Annotated in this window: 10 protein-coding genes and 1 pseudogene; 6 read left to right on the forward strand and 5 right to left on the reverse strand. The window is 35.6% G+C overall.

What is annotated here, in order from left to right; all coding sequences use genetic code 11:
* Positions 1-24: 24 nt before the first annotated feature.
* The 5 genes and pseudogenes from trpC to ACFSRZ_RS03285 form a co-directional block, all read right to left on the reverse strand.
* Positions 25-810 (reverse strand): indole-3-glycerol phosphate synthase TrpC, encoded by a 786-nt coding sequence (gene trpC, locus ACFSRZ_RS03265; RefSeq protein WP_379665085.1) that lies wholly within the window; start codon positions 808-810, stop codon positions 25-27.
* A 20-nt stretch (positions 811-830) separates the two neighbouring features.
* Positions 831-1,183, reverse strand: a pseudogene (locus ACFSRZ_RS03270) (four helix bundle protein).
* 26 nt (positions 1,184-1,209) lie between these two features.
* Entirely contained in the window at positions 1,210-2,199 is a 990-nt protein-coding gene (gene trpD / locus ACFSRZ_RS03275; RefSeq protein WP_379665086.1) for an anthranilate phosphoribosyltransferase, read from the reverse strand.
* A gap of 123 nt (positions 2,200-2,322) precedes the next feature.
* A complete protein-coding gene (locus tag ACFSRZ_RS03280) occupies positions 2,323-2,898 on the reverse strand; it encodes an anthranilate synthase component II (RefSeq protein ID WP_379665087.1) in 576 nt (191 codons plus the stop codon).
* A 1-nt stretch (position 2,899) separates the two neighbouring features.
* Positions 2,900-4,291, reverse strand: coding sequence for an anthranilate synthase component I family protein (locus ACFSRZ_RS03285; protein WP_379665088.1), 1,392 nt, complete (start codon positions 4,289-4,291; stop codon positions 2,900-2,902).
* Positions 4,292-4,754: 463 nt separating this feature from the next.
* On the opposite strand from ACFSRZ_RS03285, the gene asnB reads away from it, so the two are divergent.
* From asnB to mdh, 6 genes are all read left to right on the forward strand, one after another.
* A complete protein-coding gene (asnB, locus tag ACFSRZ_RS03290; protein WP_379665089.1) occupies positions 4,755-6,419 on the forward strand; it encodes an asparagine synthase B in 1,665 nt (554 codons plus the stop codon).
* Positions 6,420-6,579: 160 nt separating this feature from the next.
* A complete protein-coding gene (locus tag ACFSRZ_RS03295; RefSeq protein ID WP_379665090.1) occupies positions 6,580-7,149 on the forward strand; it encodes a DUF4870 domain-containing protein in 570 nt (189 codons plus the stop codon).
* Between the two features lie 21 nt (positions 7,150-7,170).
* Positions 7,171-7,872: a CPBP family intramembrane glutamic endopeptidase gene (locus ACFSRZ_RS03300; RefSeq protein WP_379665091.1), complete on the forward strand. Its 702-nt coding sequence runs from the start codon at positions 7,171-7,173 to the stop codon at positions 7,870-7,872.
* Between the two features lie 253 nt (positions 7,873-8,125).
* Positions 8,126-10,066, forward strand: coding sequence for a DNA topoisomerase (ATP-hydrolyzing) subunit B (gene gyrB, locus ACFSRZ_RS03305; RefSeq protein WP_379665092.1), 1,941 nt, complete (start codon positions 8,126-8,128; stop codon positions 10,064-10,066).
* Between the two features lie 118 nt (positions 10,067-10,184).
* Positions 10,185-11,216: a DUF6588 family protein gene (locus tag ACFSRZ_RS03310; protein WP_379665093.1), complete on the forward strand. Its 1,032-nt coding sequence runs from the start codon at positions 10,185-10,187 to the stop codon at positions 11,214-11,216.
* 119 nt (positions 11,217-11,335) lie between these two features.
* Entirely contained in the window at positions 11,336-12,262 is a 927-nt protein-coding gene (gene mdh / locus ACFSRZ_RS03315) for a malate dehydrogenase (protein WP_379665094.1), read from the forward strand.
* Positions 12,263-12,264 lie beyond the last annotated feature (2 nt).

Below are 12,264 nucleotides of genomic sequence, written 5' to 3' on the forward strand. Positions count from 1 at the left end.
TTATACTTTACTTGTTGATTTGTTTTATCTAATCTGACTGATAAATTCTTCGCAGGCCAATCCCGGATTTTCTTCTTTCATAAAGTTTTCACCGATTAAGAATCCTTTGAAATTGTATTCTTTTAATCCTGTAATAATTCTTGGGTCGCTAATTCCACTTTCAGATACTCGTACACAATCGTCAGGAATCTGACTTGCTAAATTGATGGAATGTTCAAGATCAACTTCAAATGTTTTTAGGTTTCTGTTGTTTATTCCAATGATCTTATTGCTAAGTTCTATCTTATCTAAATCTTCTTGGGTATGTACTTCATACAATACTTCTAATCCAAGTTCTTCGGCTAGTTTTCCGTAGTTTTTTATTTCTTCTTTGGTCAAACAAGCTGCAATTAACAGAATTACATCGGCTCCGATTGCTTTGGCTTCTACAATTTGAAAACCGTCTACTATGAAGTCTTTTCTTAAAATAGGTTTCTCTGTGTTGATGGATCTGGCTTGCATTAGATCTACCATAGTTCCTCCAAAGAAAGATGTATCTGTTAAGATTGATTGTGCTGCTACATTGGCTTCTAAATATCCTGTAGTAACATCTTCTACACTTACTTGATCATTGATAATTCCTTTGGATGGAGACTGCCTTTTAAACTCTGCTATAATTCCTGTTGAATAGGGTTCTAACAATGATTTTCTTAAAGAGATTGGTTCTCTTTTAAAGTTAGGACTCTCTACCAGTTTCTTAATAGGAACATCTGCTTTGATCTTTGCAACTTCCTTCTTCTTAAATGCTATTATTTTATCTAGTATTGTCATATTTAATTACTAATTCTTAATTATGAATTACGAATTGTCTTTTGAATGCTTCCTATAATTCTTAGTATTTCTTCTACGTCAGATATCAAATCATCTGCCTTCTGTTTTACAATATATCCTGTATCTTTTAATAGTCTAATCCAATAATGAGTTTCTCTTGCTTCCTTATACGCAATGGTTAGTTTTGCGAAGAAGTCTTTTCTACTCTGACCTCCTATTGCTTCTTCTACATTTGCTCCTATTGATGTCCCTGAACGTAATAATTGCTTACTTAAGACAAACTCTCTTTTTCTCCACTTAATTCTTTAGTTAAATTCACAACTTTCACTGCGAAGTCATAACTTTTTATTTGTATTACATTATCTTTTTTCATAGCATAAAATTTGTAATTCGTAATTTCTAATTCATAATTAATTTATCTAAACATTCTTTTGCCCTGCCTCCCAACAAGGAATCTTTTGCTTCTTCAAAAGCTGTTTCAAATGACTTATTTGAATCTATAATCTTTAAAGCAAAAGCCGCATTGGTTAGAACTACATTATTTTGTGCTTCTGTACCACTCCCCTCTAAAATATTCTTGAAGATCTTTGCTGCTGCTTCTACAGAATCTCCTCCATAGATATCAGATTGTAAAATTCTTTTCTGCTCTAAATCTTCTGGATTGATCAATTGCTCTCCTTCTTTTGTAAATAACTTAAATCCGCTTGTAAGAGAAATCTCATCATAGCCATCCAGTGCATGAATGATTCCATAATTCGAATCTTCTTCTTGTAATATATAATTGTACAATCTTGCCACTTCCAAATTAAAGGTTCCTAACATCGAATTTTGTGGTGAACTCGGGTTTACTAAAGGCCCTAGCATGTTAAAAAATGTTTTCAATGCCAACGCTTTACGAGTAGGCCCCACAGCTTTCATTGCAGGATGGAATTTTGGTGCGTGTAAAAAACAAATATTGGCTTTTTCTAAATGATTTTTTAATGTTGCTTCATCATTGGTAAACTCATATCCAAAACTCTCCAACATATCTGAAGAGCCTGATTTTGAAGACACACTATAATTACCATGCTTAGCTACTTTCTGACCGGTTCCGGCTACAATAAAAGAAGTAAGCGTAGAAATATTAAAGGTATCTTTTCCATCTCCTCCTGTTCCTACAATGTCAATCGTATTGTAATCAGACAAATCAACCTTTATTGCCAATTCTTTTAATGCTTCTCTAAACCCGGCAAGTTCATCAACCGTAATAGGTCGCATCATAAAAACTGTCATGAACGACGACAAATGTGCATCGTTATATTTCTCTGCAGCAATATCTATGAGAATTTGTTTTGCTTCGGACTTCGAAAGTCGTTTATGCTGATATAATTCGTTTAATATTTGTTTCATTTCTTATTGTTAGTCATTGCGAAGTAAATTTTCTCTCGACTCCGCTCGAGATGGTAGATTTGCTGTGGCGATCTTTTCATTAAACAGATTACTTCTTCCGAATTCTCGGAATCGTAATGACACTTATTTATGTGCTTCAATGAAATTAGACACGATCTGTTCTCCTACTTCTGTTAAGATGGATTCCGGGTGAAATTGCACCGCACTAATAGGATGAGTTTTATGGCGAATAGCCATAATACTTCCATCTTCGTCCAAAGCAGTTATTTCTAATTCTTCCGGAAGATCTTCGTTGGCAGCAATCCAAGAATGATAACGAGCCGCAGGGAATTCATCTGGAATTCCTTTAAAAATAGTAGCGCTAGGCTGTGTTACTTTCATGTCTGTAGCTACACCATGAAATACCTCTTCTAAATTGATTAAGCTTCCTCCAAATACTTCTGTAATGGCTTGTAATCCTAAACAAACACCGAAGATGGGTTTCTTACCTGCATACATTTGAATGGCTTCTTTTAAGATTCCGGCTTCATCAGGAATTCCCGGTCCCGGAGACAGCATGATCAAATCGTATTGATCTATCTCGTCTAGTTCGATTTCATCGTTACGAAATACTGCCGGAAATTCACCGGTAATTTTCTCAACCATATGTACTAGGTTGTAAGTAAACGAATCGTAATTATCTATGATCAGTATTTTCATGTTATATATTTTCTGCTAAAATCAACGCTTTTTTCAACGCTGCCAATTTGTTATTTACTTCTTGTAACTCGTTTTCTTCATTAGAATGGATCACAATTCCTGCTCCTGCTTGATAGTATAATTTGTTCTGTTTGCTCACAAAAGAACGAATGGCTATTGCAAGATTTACAGAACCATTTAATCCAATAATCCCCACAGCTCCTCCATAAAATCCTCTGGATTGATTTTCATATTTATCAATTAATTCCAAGGCTTTGTATTTGGGTGCTCCACTTAAGGTTCCTGCAGGAAAGGTATCCCCTACAATTTTAATTGGATCTCCTTTGATCTCTCCTTGTACTGTAGACACCAAGTGAATGACATGACTAAAAAATTGTACTTCTTTAAACACCTCTACATTTACATCGTTTGCATGTTTGCTTAGGTCGTTTCTTGCCAAGTCAACTAACATCACATGTTCTGCAGTCTCTTTTTTATCCTCCGAAAGGATTTTCCCTAGTTTGATATCTTCTGCCATATCTCCGGTTCTTCTAAAGGTTCCGGCAATAGGGTTTATGATTGCTTTTCCATCATTTACTTTGATCTGTGCTTCCGGAGAAGATCCCATCAATTTAAAACTTCCATAATCGAAGTAGAATAAATATGGTGAAGGATTGATTGAACGTAAAGCTCTGTACACATTAAACTCATCTCCCTTAAAGGATTGTTGAAACTGACGCGATAATACCAATTGAAATACATCTCCTCGTTTACAATGTGATTTTGCTTTGGCTACATACCCTTTAAAATCTTCATCTGTACAATTGGAAGTTTCTTCTCCAACAATTTCAAAATCTTGTGTGTTGAATGTTTGAGCTTTGATGATCTTTTCAATCTCAAGCATTCTAGGTTCTGTTCCTTCTTCCACATTTTCTATCAATGTCATTTCATCATTAAAATGATTGATGGCTATGATAAAACGATAGAAACTGTATTGCATAAAAGGAATCGCAGAAGGTGCTTGTGGTGTTTGAAAAGTAATATTCTCAAAATACTGCACGCTATCAAAAGTGGTGTAACCATATAATCCGTTGAACGATTTTATAGATTCATCACAATCCAATTGTATCGCATCTGTAAAATTCAAGAACTGCTCGTAAAAATCTTTGTCGATCTTTTGTTCTGTTTGTACGGCTCCTTTATAGTGAGTAGAAAACACATGATCTTCAACTTTCATCCCTACAACAGGTTCGATACATATAAAGGAGAAGCTTTCTTCTTTGCTATGATAATCAGAACTCTCTAAGAGTAATGTATTAGAGTATTTATCTCTAAATCTCAAATACAAACCTACCGGAGTTACTGTATCTGAAATTTGTTTTTTGCTGTTTGTTTTAAAATTTATTTTTCTCATTCTTCTATTAATGTCAGGTCGAGCGGAGTCGAGACCTATTCATAACCTCTCGACTCCGCTCGAGGTGACAACAAACTATTCTTTTTAGAAACTAAAAAAGGCTTATCGTGAGATAAGCCTTTGTCATATATTATATACATAATGGTTCTTCTCACTTATTTACATAAGAAAGTTCCACCACCAAGTATTTTGTTGTCTGTTCATTACGAAGCAAAAATAAATACTGATTTTAAATGCAACAAATTTTCTTGCCTTTTTTTTGAAAAGATTTACAATCTGTAAGCTAGGCTCTTTTTTCTATTCAAAAAAATTACATATTAAATCAAAAACAGCAAATAAAGTTTCATTTTAATATTAAAAAATGATTTTACGTTTCATAACCAAACATTATTCGTCTTCTTTGTACCGAAATTAAAACAATCACTCGAGTTTATTCGAGATAACTCTAAAAAAAGAAAAGATTATGTGTGGAATTGTATGTGCGTTTGACTTAAAAGAAAGTTCCGAGAAACTAAGACCTCAGTTGCTAGAAATGGCAAAAACGATTAGACATCGCGGTCCGGATTGGAGTGGAATTTATAGTGATGAAAAAGCGATCTTGGCACATGAAAGATTAGCTATTGTAGATCCCACTTCGGGAAAACAACCTTTATTTAGCAAAGACCAAAAGTTAGTTTTGGCTGCTAATGGCGAAATATACAACCACCAAGAGATAAGAAAGCAGTTTGAAAACACTTATGAGTTTCAAACAAAATCTGATTGTGAGGTTATCCTTGCTTTGTATGAGAAAAAAGGGAGTGATTTTATTGATGATCTGAACGGAATCTTTGGTTTTGCTTTGTATGATGCAGAAAAAGATGAATACTTAGTTGCCAGAGATCATATGGGAATTATTCCTCTATATCATGGTTGGGACAAACAAGGAACTTACTATGTAGCTTCAGAGCTTAAAGCTTTAGAAGGAGTTTGCAACACCATTGAAGTATTTCCTCCGGGACATTTTCTTTCTAGTAAAGATGGTGAGCTTAAAAAATGGTACAAAAGAGATTGGATGGAGTATGATGCTGTAAAGGAAAACCAAACTAGTATTGACAAACTAAGAGATGCTTTAGAAGCTGCTGTACACAGACAGTTAATGTCTGATGTTCCTTACGGAGTTTTACTTTCCGGAGGGTTAGATTCTTCCATCACATCAGCTATCGCCAAAAAATATGCGCAAAAGAGAATTGAATCTGGCGATACACAAGACGCTTGGTGGCCACAGTTACACTCTTTTTCTATTGGGCTTGAGGGTTCTCCTGATTTGGAAGCAGCTAAGAAAGTATCTGAACATATTGGTACGATTCATCACGAGATCACTTTTACCATACAAGAAGGTTTAGATGCTATTAGAGATGTGATCTATCATTTAGAAACCTATGATATTACTACTGTTCGTGCTTCTACTCCTATGTATTTAATGGCAAGGGTTATCAAATCTATGGGAATTAAAATGGTATTATCAGGTGAAGGAGCCGATGAGATCTTTGGAGGATACTTGTATTTCCACAAAGCACCTAGTGCAGAGGAGTTTCACAAAGAAACAGTTAGAAAATTAGATAAATTATATCAATATGATTGTTTACGCGCCAATAAGAGTTTGGCTGCCTGGGGAATTGAAGGGCGTGTTCCTTTCTTAGATAAAGAGTTTATGGATGTAGCCATGAGCATTAACCCACAAGATAAAATGATCAATGGAGAGCGAATGGAAAAATGGGTGTTGCGTAAAGCCTTTGAAAGCTACTTACCGGAATCTGTAGCATGGAGACAAAAAGAGCAGTTTTCTGATGGTGTAGGTTACAACTGGATAGATACTTTAAAAGCGTTAGTAGATACTTCGGTAACTGACGAGCAAATGCAAACAGCCAAACATCGTTTTCCAATTCAGACACCAAGAACGAAAGAAGAATATTATTACAGGTCAGTTTTTGAGCAGCATTTCCCTTCTGAAACAGCTGCCTTAACTGTTCCTTCTGTTCCATCAATAGCATGTAGCTCTCCTACAGCTTTAGCTTGGGATGAGAGTTTTAAAAACATCAACGAGCCTAGCGGACGCGCTATAAAAGCAGTGCATGAAGATGCCTATTAGAAGTTTGTTTTAATTTTTAAAATCCCGCGTTCTGCGGGATTTTTGCTTTATATTGCACTGTAAACCCTTGCAAACACTGAAAGTGACAGTTAGGTGACACGCAAATGACGCTACAATTCCTCTTGATCGATCATACCTTTGTAGCATCAAATCGAACAAAATGAAAAGATTAGTATTAAGTGAAAATTTAGTGTACCAAAGAAAACTGAAAGGTTATACCCAAGAGGACCTTTCTGAAAAAACCACTGTTGGTGTTAGAACTATTCAACGAATAGAAAAAGGGGAAACACAACCTCACTTACAAACCATTAAATTATTAGCTGCAGGATTGGATATAGAAGTAAATGATCTTCTTCCTTTAAACAATCCAAACGAAGAAACCATCAAAAAGAAATGGATGCTTTTATTACATGCTTCTCCGTTCTTTGGGTTTATCATTCCTTTTGCCAGTATTTTATTCCCGTTGTTCTTATGGATTCACAAATCCAACGACAATAAAATCTACGATGAGCATGGAAGGGCTATTGTTAATTTTCATTGCTCTATTATGTTGTATTTCGTTGTTTCATTGCTGCTCTTCTTCCCTTTTCCCGGGTACAATTTTTTCTTAACCGGATTTGTTGTTCTTTTTAGCATTGTATTTAGCATTCGAAATATAAGTTCTGCTTTAAACTCTACAACCTTTTATTACCCTCTTTCGATTTCCTTTTTGAAATCAAAATCAATCTAACCTTTTAAAACATACATACCAATGTTAGGATTATTAGTCATCATAGTAATCTCATGGGTGCTGCTGCATTTTATTGAGAAAAAAAACATAGACGTTTTAGGTATCGTACCTACAAAAAATCGCATGATTCAGTTTTGTATTGGATTCATCATCATCTCCCTTTTTGTCTTACTGAAAATTTATATAGAGACTGTTGTTCAAAAAATTGAATGGAAATCAAATACCATTAACTATACATCTATTTTTAACGCGTTTATTTATCACTTAAAGTCAGCATTAACCGAAGATTTGGTTTTTAGAGGTGCCTTGCTTTACATCCTCATTCAAAGAATTGGAGCAACAAAAGCCATTCTTTTATCTACTATCGTTTTTGGAGCTTACCATTGGTTCTCTTACGGAATCTTAAATGAGCGAATCATATTACTTGTTTATGTTTTTCTGATTACGGGTATGACCGGATATGTTTGGGCTTATACCTATCATAAAACCAATTCTATTTTAATGCCTTTAGGGTTTCATTTAGGATACAATTTAACTATGTCATTTTTCTATGAAGCTCAACCTTATGGTGAACTTTTGTTTAGTGAAATATCTAAAGTAGAACTAACCGGATGGAGTGATTTTTTCTTTTCCTTCTTTAAAGGACTCTTTCCTTCAATTTTGACATTGGTTTTTGTGAAAATTCTACTAAAAAAGAAGAATTCAATAATTTTATCACCTTAGCAAGGTCTTAAAATATTACTTTTGCGGGATTATATCACTTTTCAATTCCACAAACTCAAATTAAAGTTCATAAAATTTATTTTAAAGCCTTTTTTAAGCGTTTTAAGCCACTTTTTACATTTTAACAATTGTTGATAATTTTCACATAAAGTGGCGGAAATCTTTTTAAACCGCTTTTGATTTTTGTATCTTTGAGTATAGAACTCGATCGCCACTTTATGGCGATTTTTTTTGAGAAAAACACATTAAAAATATGAGCGAAGAACAAAAGAAACACAATTATTCGGCGGATAGTATTCAGGCCCTCGAGGGAATGGAACACGTGCGTATGCGTCCGTCCATGTATATTGGTGATGTTGGTGTAAGAGGATTGCACCATTTAGTATATGAGGTAGTAGATAACTCTATTGATGAGGCTTTAGCCGGACATTGTGATCATATCGATGTTACCATTAACGAAGATAACTCTATTACTACAAAAGATAATGGTCGTGGTATTCCGGTTGGAATTCACAAAAAAGAAGGAGTTTCTGCCTTACAAGTAGTAATGACCAAGATTGGTGCCGGAGGTAAATTTGATAAGGATTCTTACAAGGTATCCGGAGGTTTACACGGTGTAGGTGTATCTTGTGTGAACGCACTTTCTGATCACTTAACCGCTACCGTACACAAAGAAGGAAAGATCTGGCAACAAGAATACGAAAGAGGAAAAACTTTATATCCTGTAAAAACAATTGGTGATACCGATTTTACGGGTACCATTGTTACCTTCTTACCAGACAAATCTATCTTTACGCAAACTACCGAGTATAACTACGATACTTTAGCAACTCGTTTACGTGAGCTTGCCTATCTGAATAAAGGAATTACGATTACCTTAACAGACAAAAGAAATAAAGATGACGAAGGGAATGACATTTCTGAAACTTTCTATAGTGAAGAAGGGTTGCCTGAATTCATTAAATATTTAGATAGTACTCGTGAGCAATTAACAGCCGGAGTTATTTCTATGGAAGGTGAAAAGAACGGAATTCCTGTAGAAGTAGCTATGGTATACAATACTTCGTATGCTGAGAATTTACATTCTTATGTAAACAACATCAACACGCATGAAGGTGGTACACACCTTTCAGGTTTTAGAAGAGGATTGACAGGAACTTTGAAGAAGTATGCTGACAATTCCGGACTTCTTAAAAATGTAAAATTTGAAATTTCCGGTGATGACTTTAGAGAAGGGTTAACAGCCATCGTATCTGTAAAAGTTGCTGAACCACAATTTGAGGGACAAACCAAAACAAAATTAGGAAACCGTGAGGTTACTTCGGCAGTATCTCAAGCGGTATCTGAAATGCTTACAGATTATTTGGAAGAGAATCCAAATGATGCTAAAACCATCGTTCAAAAAGTAATTCTTGCAGCTCAAGCCCGTCATGCAGCTCGTAAAGCTCGTGAAATGGTACAACGTAAAACCGTTATGAGTATCGGTGGATTGCCTGGGAAATTATCAGATTGTTCTGAAACAGATCCAGAAGTATGTGAGATCTTCTTAGTTGAGGGAGATTCGGCAGGTGGAACTGCTAAGCAAGGACGTGATCGTAACTTCCAAGCTATCCTTCCACTTCGTGGTAAGATCTTAAACGTAGAGAAAGCCATGCAACACAAGGTTTTTGAAAACGAAGAGATCAAAAATATGTTTACTGCTCTTGGAGTAACTATTGGAACCGAAGAAGACAGTAAAGCATTGAATTTATCCAAACTTCGTTACCATAAAGTTGTGATCATGTGTGATGCCGATGTTGATGGTTCTCACATTGCTACATTAATTCTAACATTCTTCTTCAGATATATGAGAGAAATGGTAGAACAAGGATACGTATATATTGCAACCCCTCCTTTATACCTTGTAAAGAAAGGTCAAAAGAGAGAATATGCGTGGGATGACAATCAACGTGATTTAATTGCTCAGAAAATGGGTGGTGGAGTAAACATCCAACGTTATAAGGGTCTTGGAGAGATGAATGCAGAGCAATTATGGGAAACAACCATGAACCCTGAGTTCAGAACCTTAAGACAAGTAACCATTGATAGTATGACAGAAGCTGATCGAGTTTTCTCTATGCTTATGGGAGACGAAGTTCCTCCTCGTAGAGAGTTTATCGAAAAGAATGCTGTGTACGCAAATATTGATGCATAAATAAAAATCAGGGATTTTCCCCTAAGCACAATCCGTATGGGTTGTGCTTTTTTTTTATCTTAGCTTTAGTGAAAGTCCCTAAAAAACAAGATCAATAACCAATAACTTAAATAACATCATGAAAAAGTTTCTCCTCGTTTTTGTGAGCGTCTTCACACTAACATTTAGCGCAAAAGCTCAAACAAATGACGGCTTTGAGTCAATTTTATTAGCAGCCGACGACGCTGAAAAATTAGTCGGAGCTTACATCAACCCTGCTATGACAGGGCTTATTTACGGAATGAACAACGGGTGGTATCATACTGCAAAAGTTCACAAACTGTTTGGGTTTGACATTTCTATAGGCTTAAACGCTTCTATAGTACCAAGTTCAGATGAAATTTTCAGGTTTGCAGATCTAGGATTAACCAACGTTACTTCTACATCTCAAACAGCCGCCACTGTAGCCGGGCCTAATAGCTTAGAAGCTCCGGTAACTTTTAGCGGAACCATACAAGGGCAAGCCGTAACCGCCACCTTCAATATGCCCGGAGGTGTTAAAGACGATCTTCCGTTAAATGCGGTTCCAACTCCGGCAGTTCAATTTACCATGGGACTTCCTTGGAAAATTGATGGTATGGTTCGTTTGGTTCCTAAAGTAGGGTCAGACAATGTAAAAGGTAGCCTCTTAGGTTTAGGAGTTAAAAAAGAGATTACCAGTTGGTTTGGACCAATGGAGAAAACACCATTACATGTTTCTCTTTTGGCCGCCTTTACTTCGATGACTGTTGATTACGACATTCAAGCAGAAAGCACGATTCCGGGATCGAATCAAAAAGCTGAATTCGATTTAAATTCATATACCATTGAAGCCATCGCTTCTTTAAACTTCCCTTTCATTAATATCTTTGGTGGTTTTGGATATAATGGTGGTAGCTCAGATTTAAGCATGTCTGGTACATATCAACTAGAATATAACACCGGATTACCGGCACCTAATGATACGCTTACTGAAACAGTTGTAGATCCTGTAGACCTTAGTTTTAATGCTAGTGGGTTTAAAACCACACTAGGAGCAAGAATCAGTTTAGGTTTCTTCAAAATATTTGGAAGCTACACAATTCAAGAATACAATACATTAAATGCAGGTATTGCGTTTAGCTTCAGATAAAAGCATATACAAATACATTATAAAAGACGCTATTTCAGCGTCTTTTTTCATTTTTATTGTAATTATTTGTCCTATTTTTGCACTACTTTATTTTAAACACAATTAAAAACACAAATATTATGAAAGTTACAGTTGTTGGTGCAGGTGCTGTTGGAGCAAGTTGCGCTGAATACATTGCTATTAAAAACTTCGCTTCAGAAGTAGTTTTATTAGATATTAAAGAAGGATATGCAGAAGGAAAAGCTATGGATCTTATGCAAACTGCTTCATTGAATGGATTCGACACAAAAATTACAGGAAGCACAAATGATTATACCAAAACTGCTAATTCAGATATCTGTGTAATTACTTCAGGAATTCCAAGAAAACCGGGAATGACTCGTGAAGAGTTGATCGGAATCAACGCAGGAATTGTAAAAACTGTTTCTGCTAGTTTAATCGAGCATTCTCCAAATACAATCATCATTGTTGTATCTAATCCAATGGATACAATGACTTATTTGGTACACAAAACAACAGGTCTTCCAAAGAACAGAATTATTGGTATGGGAGGAGCATTAGATTCTGCTCGTTTCAAGTACAGATTAGCTGAGGCTTTAGGAGCTCCTATTTCTGATGTAGACGGAATGGTAATTGGAGGGCACTCTGATAAAGGAATGGTACCTTTAACAAGATTAGCTACAAGAAATTCTGTACCTGTATCTGAATTCATTTCTGAAGAGAGATTAACACAAGTAAAAGAAGATACTAAAGTTGGAGGTGCAACCTTAACTAAATTATTAGGAACTTCTGCTTGGTATGCTCCGGGAGCTGCTGTATCTGGATTGGTTCAGGCAATTGCTTGTGACCAAAAGAAAATCTACCCTTGTTCTGCATTGTTAGAAGGAGAGTTTGGATTGTCTGATCTTTGTATTGGAGTACCGGTTGTATTAGGTAAAAACGGAATTGAGAAGATTGTTGAGATCGACTTAAATGATGCTGAAAAAGCTCATATGGCAGAATCTGCTGCAGGTGTTTCTAAAACTAACGGATTATTAGAATTTTAAAA

This window comes from Pseudotenacibaculum haliotis (assembly GCF_042684245.1).
GTDB classification, from domain to species: Bacteria; Bacteroidota; Bacteroidia; order Flavobacteriales; family Flavobacteriaceae; genus Polaribacter; species Polaribacter haliotis_A.

What these genes read in the sequence shown, in the direction of transcription:
- trpC (WP_379665085.1), bottom strand. Translation starts at nt 810, where the DNA reads ATGACAATACTAGATAAAATAATAGCATTTAAGAAGAAGGAAGTTGCA.
- trpD (WP_379665086.1), bottom strand. Translation starts at nt 2,199, where the DNA reads ATGAAACAAATATTAAACGAATTATATCAGCATAAACGACTTTCGAAG.
- ACFSRZ_RS03280 (WP_379665087.1), bottom strand. Translation starts at nt 2,898, where the DNA reads ATGAAAATACTGATCATAGATAATTACGATTCGTTTACTTACAACCTA.
- ACFSRZ_RS03285 (WP_379665088.1), bottom strand. Translation starts at nt 4,291, where the DNA reads ATGAGAAAAATAAATTTTAAAACAAACAGCAAAAAACAAATTTCAGAT.
- asnB (WP_379665089.1), top strand. Translation starts at nt 4,755, where the DNA reads ATGTGTGGAATTGTATGTGCGTTTGACTTAAAAGAAAGTTCCGAGAAA.
- ACFSRZ_RS03295 (WP_379665090.1), top strand. Translation starts at nt 6,580, where the DNA reads ATGAAAAGATTAGTATTAAGTGAAAATTTAGTGTACCAAAGAAAACTG.
- ACFSRZ_RS03300 (WP_379665091.1), top strand. Translation starts at nt 7,171, where the DNA reads ATGTTAGGATTATTAGTCATCATAGTAATCTCATGGGTGCTGCTGCAT.
- gyrB (WP_379665092.1), top strand. Translation starts at nt 8,126, where the DNA reads ATGAGCGAAGAACAAAAGAAACACAATTATTCGGCGGATAGTATTCAG.
- ACFSRZ_RS03310 (WP_379665093.1), top strand. Translation starts at nt 10,185, where the DNA reads ATGAAAAAGTTTCTCCTCGTTTTTGTGAGCGTCTTCACACTAACATTT.
- mdh (WP_379665094.1), top strand. Translation starts at nt 11,336, where the DNA reads ATGAAAGTTACAGTTGTTGGTGCAGGTGCTGTTGGAGCAAGTTGCGCT.